14 protein-coding genes are annotated in these 15886 nt (G+C 60.7%); 5 read left to right on the top strand and 9 right to left on the bottom strand.

All coding sequences use genetic code 11. From position 1 onward, the window contains the following. Positions 1-15: 15 nt before the first annotated feature. From glmU to KGJ62_04715, 3 genes are all read right to left on the bottom strand, one after another. Complete coding sequence (glmU, locus tag KGJ62_04725) at positions 16-1464, bottom strand: bifunctional UDP-N-acetylglucosamine diphosphorylase/glucosamine-1-phosphate N-acetyltransferase GlmU (protein MDE2125874.1); 1449 nt, start codon at positions 1462-1464, stop codon at positions 16-18. After that, on the bottom strand, positions 1457-1912 hold the full coding sequence (locus tag KGJ62_04720) for a DUF1844 domain-containing protein (GenBank protein ID MDE2125873.1): 456 nt from the start codon (positions 1910-1912) through the stop codon (positions 1457-1459). The genes glmU and KGJ62_04720 overlap by 8 nt, the downstream gene beginning before the upstream one ends. Positions 1913-2106: 194 nt before the next feature. After that, positions 2107-2856 (bottom strand): DUF1080 domain-containing protein, encoded by a 750-nt coding sequence (locus tag KGJ62_04715; protein ID MDE2125872.1) that lies wholly within the window; start codon positions 2854-2856, stop codon positions 2107-2109. 218 nt (positions 2857-3074) lie between these two features. Between KGJ62_04715 and KGJ62_04710 the strand changes: the two genes are divergently transcribed. Continuing rightward, a complete protein-coding gene (locus KGJ62_04710) occupies positions 3075-3590 on the top strand; it encodes a hypothetical protein (GenBank protein ID MDE2125871.1) in 516 nt (171 codons plus the stop codon). Continuing rightward, positions 3591-4472, top strand: coding sequence for a succinate--CoA ligase subunit alpha (gene sucD, locus KGJ62_04705; GenBank protein ID MDE2125870.1), 882 nt, complete (start codon positions 3591-3593; stop codon positions 4470-4472). On the opposite strand, the gene tsaB is transcribed toward sucD, so the two are convergent. The 5 genes from tsaB to KGJ62_04680 form a co-directional block, all read right to left on the bottom strand. Then, positions 4448-5161, bottom strand: coding sequence for a tRNA (adenosine(37)-N6)-threonylcarbamoyltransferase complex dimerization subunit type 1 TsaB (tsaB, locus tag KGJ62_04700; GenBank protein MDE2125869.1), 714 nt, complete (start codon positions 5159-5161; stop codon positions 4448-4450). The two genes, sucD and tsaB, sit on opposite strands and share 25 nt — an antisense overlap. A gap of 92 nt (positions 5162-5253) precedes the next feature. Beyond that, complete coding sequence (gene tsaE / locus KGJ62_04695; GenBank protein MDE2125868.1) at positions 5254-5718, bottom strand: tRNA (adenosine(37)-N6)-threonylcarbamoyltransferase complex ATPase subunit type 1 TsaE; 465 nt, start codon at positions 5716-5718, stop codon at positions 5254-5256. Continuing rightward, on the bottom strand, positions 5715-8504 hold the full coding sequence (locus tag KGJ62_04690) for a DUF2961 domain-containing protein (GenBank protein ID MDE2125867.1): 2790 nt from the start codon (positions 8502-8504) through the stop codon (positions 5715-5717). Before KGJ62_04690 ends, tsaE begins: the two co-directional genes overlap by 4 nt. After that, the gene (pyrF, locus tag KGJ62_04685) at positions 8501-9271 is read right to left on the bottom strand and encodes an orotidine-5'-phosphate decarboxylase (protein ID MDE2125866.1); all 771 of its coding nucleotides are present in this window, start codon (positions 9269-9271) and stop codon (positions 8501-8503) included. Before pyrF ends, KGJ62_04690 begins: the two co-directional genes overlap by 4 nt. A 28-nt stretch (positions 9272-9299) precedes the next feature. Further along, a complete protein-coding gene (locus KGJ62_04680) occupies positions 9300-10112 on the bottom strand; it encodes a M55 family metallopeptidase (GenBank protein ID MDE2125865.1) in 813 nt (270 codons plus the stop codon). Positions 10113-10395: 283 nt separating this feature from the next. On the opposite strand from KGJ62_04680, the gene KGJ62_04675 reads away from it, so the two are divergent. Together KGJ62_04675 and purH are read left to right on the top strand one after the other, a co-directional pair. Beyond that, complete coding sequence (locus KGJ62_04675) at positions 10396-12177, top strand: hypothetical protein (protein MDE2125864.1); 1782 nt, start codon at positions 10396-10398, stop codon at positions 12175-12177. Positions 12178-12369: 192 nt separating this feature from the next. After that, positions 12370-13986, top strand: a complete 1617-nt coding sequence (purH, locus tag KGJ62_04670) for a bifunctional phosphoribosylaminoimidazolecarboxamide formyltransferase/IMP cyclohydrolase (GenBank protein ID MDE2125863.1) — start codon at positions 12370-12372, stop codon at positions 13984-13986. On the opposite strand, the gene KGJ62_04665 is transcribed toward purH, so the two are convergent. Further along, entirely contained in the window at positions 13983-15008 is a 1026-nt protein-coding gene (locus KGJ62_04665; protein MDE2125862.1) for a Gfo/Idh/MocA family oxidoreductase, read from the bottom strand. The genes purH and KGJ62_04665 overlap by 4 nt on opposite strands. Positions 15009-15194: 186 nt before the next feature. On the opposite strand from KGJ62_04665, the gene KGJ62_04660 reads away from it, so the two are divergent. Beyond that, the gene (locus tag KGJ62_04660) at positions 15195-15872 is read left to right on the top strand and encodes a redox-sensing transcriptional repressor Rex (GenBank protein MDE2125861.1); all 678 of its coding nucleotides are present in this window, start codon (positions 15195-15197) and stop codon (positions 15870-15872) included. The last annotated feature ends 14 nt before the right edge of the window (positions 15873-15886 follow it).

The following is a 15886-nucleotide window of genomic DNA, read 5'->3' as shown; positions in this document are numbered from 1 at the left end:
GGTCTTCAGTGTCGCCTAAGGCTGCGGCTTTTGCGGCGAGGCTGTGGCCATAGCTTGCGCTCGTCGCGCCGCGGCCCAGCCAGGCTTCGTAACAGGCCGGGCACGTGCAATCACGAGCGCATCGGCTGGAACATCCTCCGGAACAGCCGAACCTGCTGCAATAAACGCCCCATCCCCAATCTCCAGCGGCGCGATCAGCGTGGAGTTGGAGCCGACGAAAACGTTGCTGCCGATTCGTGTCCGATGTTTGTGGGCGCCGTCGTAGTTGCAGGTGATTGTGCCGGCGCCGATGTTTGTACTGCGGCCTATTTCGGCATCACCGATATAGGCCAGATGCGAAGCCTGCGCGCCGGTCTCCAAACGGGAATTCTTGATCTCTACAAAGTCGCCAATCTTCACACCCTGACCAAGTACTGTCCCAGGCCGAAGGTGTGCGAATGGGCCCACTTTACATCCTGCGCCAATGCGGCTATCCACTACCTGAGAACTACAGATCACGCTGCCGTCGCCAATGGTACTGGATACGATGCGCGCTCCAGGGCCAATCACGCATCCCGCCCCGATATGCGTATTGCCCGAAAGCAGTGTGTTCGGTTCGATCACCGTATCTTCGCCAACCGTGATGTCGAGGTCCACCCAGGTCGTCGCCGGGTCGGTGATGGATACGCCCGACAACATCAGCGCGTCCAGGATACGTCCGCGCAGTATCGCAGCGGCCTGTGACAACTCGATCCGGTTGTTAACGCCGAATACCTCGGTGTGATCGCGTACCGGCAGACCGGCGACCTTTTCTCCCATATCTCGCAGCAGATGGAGCGTATCGGTCAGATAGTACTCGCCCTGTTGGTTGTTGTTGGTAATGCGCTCCAGAGCGGTCCATAAGGCATCAGCGCGGAACACATAGATCGAGGGATTCACCTCGCGGATCGCCAGCTGTTGCGGGCTGCAATCGCGGTGCTCGACGATGCCGGTTATCTCGTCCGTCTGTTCGTTGCGCACGACGCGACCATACCCGGTAGGATCCGGGAGCACCGCCGTCAACAGTGTTACCGCGGCTCCAGATACCCAATGCAGACGGAGCATGGATTCAAGCGAGTCGCCGCGGATAAGCGGCACATCTCCGGCCATCACCAGGATGTCGCCCTGCCATCTGCCCAACGCCGGCCGGCATTGCGCAACAGCGTCTCCGGTGCCTAGCTGGACCGGTTGATCAACGTACTCCACGTCATCACCCAGGCCCGCGCGGACCAGTTCTGCCTGGTGGCCAACAACTACGTGAATATTGCCGGCCCCAACGGCCCTGCACGCTCTGACAACGTGTTGCGCCATGGGTATGCCGCACAGGTTGTGCAGCGCCTTTGGCGTGGCGCTGCGCATCCGGGTCGATTTTCCCGCCGCCAGCACCACGGCCGCCAGCGGACGTCGATCATCCGCCGTCGAGTCGGAAAGCGTGGCGTCACCCATCTTTCGTGGGACCCTGGCTGCGAGTCACAAAGTTCATTCGTAAATCGTTGGTGCGCCGATCCAGCTCTGCGGCTGCCTCAGGCGGTATCTCACGACGAACCCTTGGCGCAAGGAATTGGATAAGGTCGATCGCCAGGCGGGCGTCATCCAGGCTAACCTTCACCTCACCCGTATTGGGGTCCGCCAGGAGACCCATATGGATACGGGCTTTCTGGTCCAGTACAAACACCAGCGTAGCGCAGAGTTCCGTAACCGAAAGGCTCAGGCATGCCAGATTGAGCAAGTACTCGGGCGGCGGCATCTGCAGCTCGGGCTCCGCATCGGTCTGGTCGACGTCGGGTGCAACTTCCGGCATTGAAGCGACGGTTTCGTCCGTTGCCTCCACAACATCATCGCCGCTGCTGCGCCGATCCACAACCGTAAATCCTGGCGCATCTTCCTCGTTCATCGCACGCGGTTCTCCTGGATAACGCTGTGGAGCTGATGCCGGCACACTTAAGCCGGCGTGGGTTCAAATGAGTATACCCGCGCTCCAGCCGCGCGCTCGCGCAAAAGCCGGCGCCGGATTAAGGCGCGCGATTGCGGCTTTTATGTACGGTGGGGCCATACGGGAAGAAAATGGTACGGCCCTCCGTTTCGGTTCTAGTAGTGCGCCGCGCCACTGAGTGGCAGAGATACCACCCAGATATTGCGAAACGACATCGGATTGCCGTGGTACTGCAGAATGATGCCGCCTGGGCTGTTTCCTTCGCTGCCGCGACCTATGCCGGTTGTGCCCTGTATGCGCGTGTTATTTTGCACGATCATTCCGTTCTGGAACACGGTGACACGGGCGTCTTGAGTCTTCTTGCCGTTTGCATCCCAGCGCGGCGCGCGGAAGATGATGTCGTAGCTTTGCCATACGCGCGGCGGTTTGCACGCATTGATCAGGGGGGCCGATTGCCCGTAAACCGACCCGCAATCACCGCTGCCCGGCGAGGCGATGCCGTACGAATCGAGCACCTGGATTTCGTAGCGCTCATCCAGGCCAATTCCGCTGTTTCCACGCTCCTGACCGTGCGCATTAGGCATGTAAGGCTCCTTCCATTCCAGATGCAGCTGGAAATCTGTGAGCTTGAGCCTCGTTACGATGTTTCCGTTGGCGGCGATCATGGCGCCGTTGCTCACGGTCCAGGATGCCGGGCCGGGAGCGCCGAAGTTGCGGAAGTTTGCTGTAACCTGCTCCGGGTCACCGCTGAAAAGAACGTGGACTCCTGGTACCTTCGGCGGCAGTGCTCCTACCCCGACCGGGCCACTGGTTTGCCGACGGACCGGTCCTGCCAATGCAGCAAGCTGACTGAAGCACGCCATCAGTGCGATGCCGGCTGTACACCCAACGAAAGTGAGACGCATGAATCGGAGGTCCTCCAAATGGTTGCTAACCCGTAGCCGCAGTGCGAACGGCGCCACGGGCACGTCCACGGCAGTTCGCACCGAGGACAGAAGAATCCTGCCGGAGTACCCGCAACAACGCCGGCGGACGGCGGACATCTCGGCAGGTATAATCCAAATCTCGTTACCGGCCGGTTCGGGGCGCTGATACCACGATGCTCGATCCAGGAACCATATATGTGTTCGCTCCTGCCGGCCCGAACCCCACCCTCGAGATGTTGCTGGGTACTCTTCACGCCTCAGACATGCCCGTCAGTTTTTCGGTCTCCGGCGCTGGACCGGCAACACCTGCCGAGCTTGCATCCTCCGACTGGGAAGCAGCGTTTGTGCGTTGGGAAGAGCCTGAGGTGCACGACACATGGTATCTGGAACGTGGGGCGGTTGCGACCGACGAGGCGGCTCAAACAGCAGTTGCGGCAGCGTGCGTCTGGCTGAACAGGTCTACCGATCGCGACCTTCAGGCTGAGTTGCTGCCACTGCTTCTGGCGGTGAATTCGGTGGTTACCGTTGCCGTGATGCCTGCGATGACAGCCGATGACGATCATCCTGCCTGGGATGCGTTTGCCGACCTTGTACAAGTGGTGGCCGGTGCCTGCAGCGGTATCGCATTTGCGCCGGACGTGGGGTTTTACGATTCCGACGGCGTTTTGATGGGTGATGTGACGGTGGACGCGACACAGGAGCAAACTAGGTAAATGGCGATTCTGATTGACGCATCGACGCGAATGATTGTGCAGGGCATCACCGGGCGTGATGGTGGGTTTCACACGGCCCACATGATTGCCTACGGCTCGAATGTCGTTGGAGGAGTTACACCCGGTAAGGGCGGACAGTCGGCTCAGGGCGTGCCGGTGTACGACACGGTGCGTGAAGCAGTGGCTGCCGGCGAGGCAAATACCAGCGTGATCTTCGTACCGGCCAAACTCAATGCGGCGGATGCTATTCTGGAAGCTGCCGACGCCGGAATCCGCCTGATCGTGTGCATCTCTGAGAACGTACCGACCCAGGATATGATACGGGTCAATGCGGTACTGCGGATGAAGAACGGCGTACGCCTCATCGGGCCTAACTGTCCCGGCCTCATAAGCCCGGGCATCTGCAAGGCCGGCATCATACCGGGGGAGATTTTCACGCCAGGGCCGGTCGGGTTGGTGTCGCGGAGCGGCACCCTTACCTACGAAATCGCCGATGGCCTGACGCGCGCCGGCTTGGGCCAATCGAGCGGCGTAGGAATCGGTGGTGATCCAATGATTGGAACCAAGTTCCGGGATGTGCTGCCGATGTTTGAAGCAGATCCGCAGACCCGGGCAGTAGTGCTTGTAGGCGAGATAGGTGGGAGCGACGAGGAGGATTGCGCGCCATACATCCGCACGATGACGAAGCCCGTCGTCGGCTTTATATCCGGCCGCACCGCGCCACCGGGTAAGCGAATGGGCCACGCCGGCGCCATTATCTCCGGATCATCCGGCACGCCGGCGGCCAAGGTTGCGGCACTTCAAGCAGCGGGCGTTGTCATCGCCGATGCTCCCAGTCAAATCCCGGACCTGGTTCGTCAGGCGCTCGGCGGCGGAGCCTGACGCGGCCCGACCACAGCCTTTGGCGTGGATATCGCTGGCGGCGCTATATACACCGGACGTAGCTCTTCCGGGTCCAGTCCGCTTTCGCCACCGGTAATTCGGCGGGCCGCACGGATCGCAATCTCCCGTGCCTGCGGACACTCCTCGGCAGCTATGCGTATGCCCGTGTGAAGATGCGGCAAAGTGGACCTTGCGCCCGGCCCGCAGAGCACCACCGCATCGTTTTGCGTTCCGAGATAGCGAGCGAACTCGGTGAAGGCGATCGCTTCCGGAGGGCCTATGGCTTCCACACCATTGCGAAACCTTTGGGCCGATACCGCACCGCGATTGTGTGGAACAACAGCAACTACCTCACTCAAGCCAGTACCGATCAACCGCGCCGCCACCGTGCCTAAGGCCGTTTCCGCATATACCGGCAACCCGGTGGCCATGGAGAGTGACGCAGCGGCAGCAACCCCGATCCGTACCCCGGTAAACGAGCCGGGCCCTACGTCGCACGCCAGCGCGTCCAGATCTGAAAGCTCGACACCTGCACACTCCAGTACAGTGTCAACAACCCCCATCAGGCGTATCGAAAGCGTCATGCGGTGGCTGAATGTGTGCTCACATTGAAGAGACGCACCGACGGCTACAGCAACAGAGCAGATCTCACCTGAGGTCTCAAGTGCGAGCACTTTCGGTGCGGGCATACTGATCAATTCTCCGCTCTTGTATGACACGGCATTCCGGCAATGGACCGGCGTGGTGCATCGGTAACACGTGGCATGAGTTCCGTGGTTCGCTACGCGGATGCCCGCAGTGCGGTCGCAAGGGCTATCCCACGCGCGGTATTCGTGACGGCGGTAAGAAGGCGACTATTCGGTGAATCGCCCTGTACCAGCCGGATGGTCACATCCGGCCGAAGCAAATTGGCGGAGGGCCGGTCGGACCACTCGACAACGGTGATCGCGGGCGCGTTTGTCTGCGCCTCGATATACGAAAGAACCTCGTCGGCATCGTCCAATCGCCATACGTCTACGTGCAGCATGGCGATAGGCCCGGAGTACTGGTTAACCAGAGTAAATGTAGGGCTGGTAACACTCGCTTCGATGCCGATCCCCCGGGCGATACCGCGAGCGAATGTTGTCTTTCCGCTACCAATGCCGCCCTGTAGGCCGATAAGGTCACCCGCCTCGGCTTCGCGGCCCAGCCGTTCGCCGGCCGCCTCCGTCATGGCGGCTGAAACGCATACGAACTCTTCACTCACTTCACGGGTTCAAGTCCGATAGCATCTACTCCAATCAGATAGTTGGTGGATGCAGCATTTTTCCCGGCAGCGCGGAAGGTAATCTTGTGATCGCCAGCGGAAAGCGTCACCTCACCAAGTACGGTACGGCCCTTTGGCCTGACGGTTGGCGTGTAGCAGTCGACCACCGGACCTACGGGCGCGCCATCCACCAGCGTCTGTACCTGGGCATAGTCCTTTGCCGTAGTGAAGTATACGACCAGCGTGTATTTACCAGGCGCAGCCACAGGCAGCTGGAGCGTCGCCGACGCATTTGGATGATCCGCCACGAACCAGAACTGCGCATCGCCGCTCCACGCGTGGTCCGGGGAGGGCAGTTGCTGCGTGCTCGCATCGCCGCCATCAGCGCTGAGCACCTTGAGATCCTCCGCCTCCACGCTGAATGGATACTTGCCCGACTTCACCGCAAAGTAGTCCAGTGTGAGCGGTATTGTGGACCCGATCCGACGTGCGAAAGTGAGCAAGTGCTCGCCCGTGCTGAGGTTCATCTGGCCCAGAAACATGCGGTGTGAAGTACCCGCCCACGTGGCCGGAAGCGGCCCGAACGTGCCCGCAGGCAACCCATCGATTGAAACCTGGGTTTTGCCCTCCAGCGGTGACTGGATTACACCGAGCTGGATGCTCTTGCTGCCCGCGGTGTGTACCTCAAACGGAAGGCTTAGCGAAGAGTTGCCTCGCAATGCCGACCACTGCAAAGCACTCCATCCGCTCCAGTTCGACCCAACTTTATCAACACGGCTTACGGTCGTACCCGCCGATGGATGCACGGAGGAAAGGTAGTCCTCTGCCTCGGCCACTCCCTTTTCATGCGGTGCTGCATCCAATTGCAAATAGTCGAGGTAGACTGCGCCGCCCGTCGGCACGGTGAAGGTCAGTTTGTTGGCGCCGGACGCCAGCAGGCCTCCGAAAGAAGCAGTCAGTCTGCCCGGTACATCGGGATCGGCCGTTGTGCCAACCTTCTGCATGGGTCCGCCGTTGACCGATACGTCAAATGTATGGGCCGCATCGGAGGCGTCCATCATCGAAAGCGTGACGCGAGAAACGCCGGCCGCAGGGGAGTTTATTGTCGCGATGGCCGGCCCACCCGCCACGCTCTCAACCTTTGCGCCGCTGGCCTGCGCCGCAAAGGTGTCATCCGACATCTGCTGGGTACTGCCACCACTCCAGCCCAGCGATTCAGCCTCAATCACGCCTGCCAGCTTCAGACGTGGCGGCGTGAGTTGCGTAGGGTCAATCGGCGACCACGTGTGGCCAGGCGTATCCTGGTACCAGTACGCCACGCAGGAGTAGTCAGCGCCTGGATAGTCGTTCTCAGGACCGTGCTCAATGTTCACCCGGATGTGGTGCTGAAACGGTACGCAATCCTGTATCTGGTAGCGGTAAGCGCCAACTCGCGATATTGCTTCCTGCTTAACCACGCAGCCGTGGTACGCTTCGTTAAACGTGCCCTCGTCAAAGTACCACCCGGCCGTATAGAAATCTTCTGTGCCGGTCCCATGGATAGATGGGAACGTATCTCCATCTACCCATATCTGTTCGTCACCCTCCAGGAACCAGATTCCGCGGTCACCCTGCATATCGGTATGCTCCCCCACGTACTGGCCGCGCCCATCGGTATCCAGAATGTGGAACGGATGGCCGGCGACCGTGGTCTCGCGATGCCACTGCGCCTGAAACCAGCCCTCGCCCTTGGGCGGCGCGTCGGTTTTATGGTATTGGATCTGCCACTGCACCTCCAAAGCCCCACCGGGAGCATAGTTGTGAAGCTTGAAGGCAGCTGCTGACGAAAACGGCATCGGCCAATAGCATACGTATCCCTGGTCGGTCATCGCATCCGGCATGGCGGCAAATCGAACGTCGCCAAGGCCGGAACCAAAAAAGTCACCGATAGGAGCCTGAACCGCTGGCGTCGCGCTTCCATCCCAGTTGATGCTGAATACCGTTTGGCGCAGCGTAAACCGGTTTGCCGGCAGAACACGCATCCGGATGGCGTCGATTACCGCCGGCCCATCAATCCGTGCGAACTGCATGTCTTGCCCTGCCACCGCGGCAACGGTGCCACTGAGCATGAGTTCACCGGCCGGAGGCGGTTTGGGATCGCTGCCAAGGTGGTTCCATTGAGCCAGCACCGTCTGCAGAGCCAACTGGTCCGGCCGCGTCAGCGTTGTGGTAAACGTTCGAATTCGCTGATTGTCGGGGAACAGCTGGTACTGCACATGGTAGTAGAGACTGCCAGGATCTGTTACCTCGATTCTGCAGTGCTTTTGAAACGCCATGGGAAAGTAGCAATAGAAGCCGCCACTTTTGTGGCCGACGAGCGGTTGGACGAACGGAGCCACCTTGCCTAGAAACAGGTCTTGCATCGGGCAATCGATGGTCGGCGCCTTCTGACCATCGAAGTATATTCGGAGCCGGCCCTGTGCATTGGCTGACCAGAATCGGTAGATGCAACCAGGGCCTCGGATATCTGCCAAAACAGCCACGTTTCCCTTGCGCGCGAAGAAGTTGCCAGAATCCCCATTACCGCCGCTTCGATCGTAACTCGAGTCCTGAACGCATCGTGTGTCGCGGAGAGTTGGCAGCAGATCGAACCGCGCCATCAACTGCAGTCCATATGGCATGGCTGGAGAATTCGGCAGCGCGATGCGCCTGGCAAGTGACAGCGTTGATCCCGGACCGTCGATAGGTGTCCCAAGTGGGTTTTGGACGGTCTGGAGCAGACCTGCGAGTATTGCGAGAAGAATCAATGGTTTGCCTGTAGTCGCGGAAGAGATTCCGTTTCGATGGTTGAGATGATCGCCGCAGCGGCCTGTACCGGATCTGCCGCACCGGTAATTGGCCGGCCAATCACCAGAAAGCTTGCGCCGGCGGCCATGGCTGCCGCCGGAGACAGTACCCTGGCCTGATCACCAGTTTCGGAGCCGAGCGGTCTTACCCCAGGCGTTACAACGAGAAAGCCCGGTGTGCTTACTGCCTCGAGAACTGCGGCAATCTCGAGTGGTGATGCCACCACGCCGTGGCAGCCGGATCGGTCCGCGATTTGAGCCATCCGTTTCACGTGCTCGCGCGCGGCGCCCGGCACGCCAAGCTCGTTGTTGAGCCGCTGTTCCGAAATGCTGGTCAGCAGCGTGACGGCCAATACCCGCGGGCCGCCATCAGGGCCCGTCGCGGCTGCGGCTACGGCTGCTTCAAGCCCTTCGCTTCCGATACTCGCATGCACGGTAACGCAGTACGCTGAAGTACGGGCCAGAGCACGCATTGCGCCGGCAACCGTATTAGGAATGTCGCACAGCTTGGCATCGCAGAATACGCGCCTTGCGCCGGCGCCAATGAGTTCGTCCACCACGGACGGCCCGACGGCGCTGAGTAGCTGCAGGCCCGCTTTGAAGCTTCCGAGAATGGGTGACAACAGTCGCACCAATCTCAACGCCTCGTTCATGGAATCCGTATCCAGCGCGCAGAAGATGCGCTCGGAGAGCGGAAGTTCCGGTTCAAGCGCCAAAGGCGTTGGCATCACGCTCGGCTCCATAGCGGTGTGGCGTTTAATGATACCAGAACTGGTCCCAAGCGCCCCAGAAGGTGGTGGAGCGCGAAACCACGGTCCGCGCACCGGTCTGCTCCACGCCGGGCTTGCCAACAAAGTCGGCAGCCCGATCGGGAGTCGCCAGCTCGACCGCAAACTCTACCGGCGAACCAAACTTCAGCGGTTTGGGAAAGTGATGGAGCGTCAGCGCGTTGGCCACGCGCTCCTCAATCAGATCGCAGGCAGCCGAGCCGGAGAGGTGACGCGCCGAGTAACGGTCGATACCCACCTTCACCGGCGCCTCCACCACTTCGCTGCCCAGCAGTGCCTTTACCTCACGGCACGTGGCCGAATCTCCGCTCACGAAAACGGCAGGACAGTCGAAATCGCCACATATCGCGGCAATAATCCCCGACTCGCCCACCAATGTACCGTTGATAGTGGCGTTGTACCATGCTTGCGACGATACGGTATGGCATAGCACGCCGTCCGGAGTACCAGCCATGGCGTGGGCTCCAACAAACAGGGCCGCGTCACAACCCTGTTCAAGGGGCACAATGTAGCGTGCCCAACGGTAGCCCAGAACATACTCGGCGTCGGAATCAAGCTGCTCCGGTATGAGACTCTTGAAGCTCCATCCGCCGCCCGCGCCGTGCCCATCAACCACCACGATATCGGTTGCGCCGGCTTTCTTACAGCCGCGGACGGCAGCGTTTACCTCCGCGGTATAAAGGCGTCGTCCCTCCTCGTACATCGGCGCGCCACCGTTGACCTGATCCCACACCGATATGCCGGCCACGCCTTCCATGTCGCACCAAACCATAACTCGCATTCAACGGCCTCCTGCCACGCTTGCATGTGTCTCGCCAGTAGTTCGTTCCGCGCTGACGATAAACCTTGTTGCGCAACGTAGTAGTAACCGACGACGGTGTTTCCAAGCGGCTCGCCCGCAACACGGTGGGCATTAGAGTGTCAAACTAGATACGATGGTCAGGTATATCCCACATTTCACCCTGGCAGCCGCTCTGTGGGCGGCCGCGTTCGGCGTGGCCTCTGCGCAGTCCGGCTCCGGCCAGAGTTATGACTTTGGCGCGCCCGCCCCGAGTGCCGGCGCAATGGCCCCGTACGCGCTCGCGGTTGGCACGGCTGGTGGGACAGTGCAGACCGACCTCATACTCGGGCGCGGTATATCCGGGCCATACACGCTTACCTGGCGTGGGCTCGAGCCGTTCACAGAGACGGTCACTCGTGATAGCCAAACACTGATGCGCGGCACCGATTACGACGTGGATCCAGACGCCGGCACCATCACTTTTGTAACTCCTCTGGGAGCATCGGACGTAGCGCGCGTTATATACGAATACGATCCCCTGTATGCCTCACGTAATCCGGGTCCGCCGCAGGTTCCGCTCTCTCTCGGGATTGGCGGATTGACTCTCACGGCGCAGCTCCACAGTGGAGCGGCCATGGGTTCTGCCGGCAGCCCGACCCCGTTCGCCCTTACCGGTAGTTCGCAGGTATTCCGCGGTAACACACTTAGCGGCGGACTTTTCCTGAACAGCGGCGCTGGAACCGTGTCGCAGGCTGGCGGATTGCATTTGTTAGACCAGGCAAATCTCCATCGCCTGCAGCTCACACTCGGTTATTCCGCTGCAGGCAGCCGGGCGGCCGGAGGCGCCGATCCATCGCTTCGACCCGGCGCAGGCGTGTTCACTGCGGCAGGCACCTACTCGCTTCTCAGCGGAATATCGTTGAGTGCACAACAGACCAGCGTCACGTCAATCGCGTCCGCCGGCTCGGGAGCCGCAGTCGCGCCATCCACCCAGCGCACGGTTTCACTTTCGTTGGCGCCACCAAAGAGTGCAACGGCCTTACAGCTCTCGTCGAGCTCGTCCAGCACGGGCGGTGGCGCCACCGAGACCACTTCGCTGAGCAACACGGCAAGCTTGCAGCAGAAGTTCTCCCCATCCACACAGGCAGGGTTGACCTTTTCAAACAGCCAGGCAACGACGGCGCAGGGCGGCTCGGCCACGAGTAGGTCGCAGGCGACCGGCCTATCGATATCCTCCGTGGTATCGCCGGAGCTTAACCTCAGCGGTGCGCTCGGCGCAACGCAAACGGCCGGCACGAACGGTCTGAACGACACGTTGAACATAACGGCCTCACCATTTGGCCGAAATCGCAGCATTCTGCTTACTGCAGGGATGCAGGATCAGTACCTGCCTTCGGGCGGATCGCATTCACGCAGCGCCATTCTAACGCTGCCGGGACTTTGGCGCTCCCGTGCCTCGCTAAGTGGCGGCATCGAGGCGAACTCCGGCGCGGCAGGCAATCTGACAGTTGGCGTGCTCAATGCCAACACGCAACCGTTTCGCTACCTCTCACTACAGGGTGGCGCACGGCTTCGTTTCGCGGCCGGTGGGCCCGGCGGCAGCGAGCCAAATGCTCTCGACTCGTGGGATCTCGGCTGGACGCTGGCTCCATCTCACGGCCTCTCCATCACCGGTGCGACCGCGGCTAACCCATCGTCCAGCGATTTATCAGCGCAGCCGGGCACAACCAACTCGCTCGGAATGACGGCCAACGTTGGTTCGGTGTCTCTCACGGGCACGTACAGCGCGGCCAGTGCTGCCAGCTCCCTCGCGCGCAACCTGGCCCTGGCCCTGGGCGTCAAGTTTACACGCTGGGATGCGCTGAGTGCGGGCGTGAGTTCACAGGAGACCTTTGGATCCGCCTATAACGGAAACGTGAACTACACGTTTGGATTTACACACCAACTCGGCAGCCTGTTTGACCTCTCTCTTACCGGGGGCATGCAGACCTGGTCCGAGAGTGGTGTTCCCGATCCGTCGCGAACCGCGCTGACCGGTGAAGCCAAAATCGGCATTCACTTCTGAGCGGGTTATTCCCCCGGGCGCGGGTACAATTCGCTCATACCATCAAACTCAACCTCGCGCGGCTGGCGTAAACAGAGAGCACTCTGGTGTCGCGCAAGGAGACGCATTTGCCGCGCGCCTGGGCCTTTTTTCCGATAGAGCCCGGGCGCTGTTGCGTTGTACGGGCACCTATTCCTACCTTGGGAGGTTGTTATGCCATCAGGACCCGAAACCGATCAGAATCGTCGCGTTGCACTCCTCAGCGTGTCCGACAAGCGTGGCTTGCCGGAGTTCGCAGCCGCACTCACAGAGTGCGGGTATGAGATTGTCTCAACCGGCGGTACCGCCAAGACGCTAATGGAGCATGGAATAGCGGTAACGCAAGTCCAGGATCTTACCGGCTTTCCGGAAATGCTGGACGGCCGGGTCAAGACGCTTCATCCGGTAATCCATGGCGGATTGCTCGCCGTGCGTGACGATGCCGCGCACGTTGATGCACTGGCGGCGCACGGTATCCGGACCATCGATCTGGTCTGCGTCAACCTCTATCCATTTGAAGCAACGGTCGATCGGTCAGACGTCACTCTAGCGGAGGCCATTGAAAACATCGATATCGGCGGTCCCGCGATGATCCGTTCTGCCGCAAAGAACTCGCGTTACGTAACTGTGGTCGTTAGCCCGGACGACTACAAGATTGTGGAGCACGAGATATACGAAAATGGGGGAACCACTACTGCGCATACGCGGCAGGAGCTCTCAGTCCGCGCGTTTGAGCACACGGCCCGGTACGATGCGGCGATCAGTACCTGGCTGCGCCGCAACGGCGTACCGGCCGACTCGGGTTGGCCGCGCGAGTTATCGCTAGGGTTGCAGCTGGCACAGGCTTGCCGCTATGGCGAGAATCCACATCAGCGTGCAGCGTTCTATCGCGTCGGCGGCGTAACAGAGCCGTGCATCGCCAACGCGGTGCAGCTGCACGGCAAGGAGCTTTCCTTTAACAATCTGTACGACCTGAATGGCGCTCTCGAAACCGCGAAGGAGCTTGCGGACTGCGAACGGCCTGCCGCCGTGATCATCAAACACGCCAACCCATGTGGGGCTGCCGTGGCCGATTCGCTGGCCGAGGCGTTTCGTCAGGCACGATCCGGTGACACGATCTCTGCGTTTGGTGGAATCCTTGCCCTCACCCACGTGGTGGATGAAGAGACCGCGCTCGAGATCACAGGACCGAACAACTTTTTTGAGGCGGTCATCGCGCCCGGCTACCACACGGCAGCGTTGCGCGCGCTACAGGAGCGCAAGAAGTGGAGCGCCGGACTGCGTATTCTCGAGTGTGGGACACTGGCAGGTTGGCGTGAGGCAGCGGTTCGCACCGGCTTCGACATGAAGCGGGTTACCGGCGGCATGCTGGTACAGGAGCCGGACCACATCCAGCTCACCGAGTCGGATTTGACCGTCGCGTCCAGCCGCCGGCCGACCGCTGATGAAGTGCGCGACCTGTTATTTGCGTGGCGAATGGTGCGGCACGTTAAGAGTAACGCGATAGTTCTGGCGGCAGGCGAAGCCGTGATTGGCGTAGGCGCGGGGCAGATGAACCGTGTTAACTCTGTGCGCCTGGCGCTGCAGCAGGCCGGAGAACGAGCGGCCGGCGCGGTACTGGCCAGTGATGCGTTTTTTCCGTTCCCTGATGGCCCGCAAGCGGCAGCAGACGCCGGTGTATCGGCGATTGTTCAGCCTGGCGGCAGCGTCAAGGACTCACAGACTATAGAGGTGGTCAACCGGCACAACATGGCGATGGTCTTCACCGCGGTCCGTCACTTCCTGCACTAAGCCTTCGGTGTTTCAGCAGGCGACACAGCTCGACCCGTGGCGATCGACTCGAGAGCGGCCAGAGCAATGGCAACAGCCGCCGCGCCGTCCTCGGGCTGAATCGAAGCGGGCACGCCGCGCTCCACCGAATCCAAAAAGTGCGCAAGCTCCAGCGTGTACGGATTCGCACCCGTGGGGCTCTCCGGCACAGCGACGCCGCCGCTGCTGCCGGTAGCATCGCGCAGCGCCATTCGGAATGGTGCTCCGGTCGGTTGGTTGCAGTTGTATTCCAGAAGACCGTCGTCGCCCGCAATCTCGATCGTAACCTTGAAGCCACCCGGATCTGCCCAGGTTCCCTCGACGTGGCCAATAACTCCGGATTGGAATCGAATCGTGACCAGCGCGTAATCCTGATTTGGGAGTCGAGAGGCGCCGAGGCCGCACGCATAGACACGCTCAACCTCGCCAAACGTCCATCGCAGCCAGTCGAAATCATGAATGATCAGGTCGAGCACGCATCCACCACTCAAATCAAAGTCGCTGTACCACTGTCGCCATGCAGATGGCATTGGGCCGCCACGCCGTGTCCGAACGGACGCCGGAACGCCCACCGAGCCGCTTTGAACCATTCTGCGAGCCGTTACGAACTCGGGAAAGAAGCGAACCACATGCGCCACAAAAAGTGGTACGCCCGCTGAACGGCACGCGGCAGACATCTCAAGGCAATCACCATGTGTGCGCGCCATCGGCTTTTCGGTGCTGATGCCTCGTATACCAAGCTCTTTGGAAAGGTTCGCTGCGGTTACAACATAATCACGATGCCACGGCGTCGGGCAGCATACGTCCACGATATCGGGACGCACGCTGCGGAGCATCTCCTCGAAGTTTGTGAACGATTTCGCAGCGTGAGCGGCTGCCAGCGCTTCACCGGCCTCGGCACGTATGTCCATGACGGCCACGAGTTCGGCGCCGTCGATTTCACTGTAACGTCCGGCGTGCATCGTACCCATCGTGCCGGCACCGACCAACGCGACCTTCGTCATTGCTGCTGAGCTCCGTCTGAAACTGCCATATTGCCGCGCATCCACCGGCTTGTGTACGATTTCACAAGTTGGTTGACGCTCCAATTTGGCCGGGGGTACACTGCAAGTGCGGGGCCACAGCCGGCATCGTATTCGCTCCGAAGCGCCGTGCCTCCTCCCCACCGCGGAAACGGCTCCGCCAAACTTGTGAATACATCAGGCAAAGTTCCTCTCCCCACCCTCGAGCGTCTTGCCTCCTATCTGCGGCTCCTTATCGATCTGGAACAGGCGCAAACGCCGACAATATCATCGGCTGATATTGAGCGCCAGACCGGCATCAATGCCGCGCAGTTTCGCAAGGACCTCTCCTATTTCGGAGAGTTTGGGCGACCGGGCGTGGGCTATGAGGTTTCCGACCTTCGCCATCGGATCGCGGTCATCCTGCGCGTCGATACCGAGCAGCCGGTTGTGCTGATAGGCGCCGGTAACCTTGGCTCGGCCCTGGCCGGCTACCCCGGTCTGATGGATCACAACTTTCGGCTGGAGGCCGTGTTTGACAACAACATCGGTAAGATTGGCCGTGTACTCTGGCATCTCACGATCCGGGATATTGAGGACCTGGTGTGTGACAACGCCGAGATTCGCGCGCAATTAGCGATTATTGCTGTACCGGCCGCTGCGGCACAGGCGGTGGCAGATCGCGCCGTGGAGGCTGGAATCACGGCCATCCTGAACTTTGCGCCGGTTCCGCTTCGAGCGCCACCGGGCGTTTTCATACGTCACGTCTCGTTCCTGCGTGAACTGGCCGTACTCTCGTACCACCTTCGCGATGACAAAGCCTTGTTAGCTGGATCGGCCGCCACAATGCCGCCCGGTACTGTATAGCTGTGGCGCGGGGT

It is taken from the genome of Armatimonadota bacterium, assembly GCA_028871815.1.
Lineage (GTDB): Bacteria > Armatimonadota > Chthonomonadetes > Chthonomonadales > Chthonomonadaceae > REEB205.
This window is presented reverse-complemented; position numbering and strand designations above follow the sequence as displayed.

Excerpts from the sequence above, each read along its gene's own strand:
- KGJ62_04675 (MDE2125864.1), top strand. The coding sequence starts at position 10,396 with ATGGCCCCGTACGCGCTCGCGGTTGGCACGGCTGGTGGGACAGTGCAG.
- glmU (MDE2125874.1), bottom strand. The coding sequence starts at position 1,464 with ATGGGTGACGCCACGCTTTCCGACTCGACGGCGGATGATCGACGTCCG.
- KGJ62_04680 (MDE2125865.1), bottom strand. The coding sequence starts at position 10,112 with ATGCGAGTTATGGTTTGGTGCGACATGGAAGGCGTGGCCGGCATATCG.
- KGJ62_04665 (MDE2125862.1), bottom strand. The coding sequence starts at position 15,008 with ATGACGAAGGTCGCGTTGGTCGGTGCCGGCACGATGGGTACGATGCAC.
- tsaB (MDE2125869.1), bottom strand. The coding sequence starts at position 5,161 with ATGCCCGCACCGAAAGTGCTCGCACTTGAGACCTCAGGTGAGATCTGC.
- KGJ62_04720 (MDE2125873.1), bottom strand. The coding sequence starts at position 1,912 with ATGAACGAGGAAGATGCGCCAGGATTTACGGTTGTGGATCGGCGCAGC.
- pyrF (MDE2125866.1), bottom strand. The coding sequence starts at position 9,271 with ATGCCAACGCCTTTGGCGCTTGAACCGGAACTTCCGCTCTCCGAGCGC.
- KGJ62_04715 (MDE2125872.1), bottom strand. The coding sequence starts at position 2,856 with ATGCGTCTCACTTTCGTTGGGTGTACAGCCGGCATCGCACTGATGGCG.
- purH (MDE2125863.1), top strand. The coding sequence starts at position 12,370 with ATGCCATCAGGACCCGAAACCGATCAGAATCGTCGCGTTGCACTCCTC.
- sucD (MDE2125870.1), top strand. The coding sequence starts at position 3,591 with ATGGCGATTCTGATTGACGCATCGACGCGAATGATTGTGCAGGGCATC.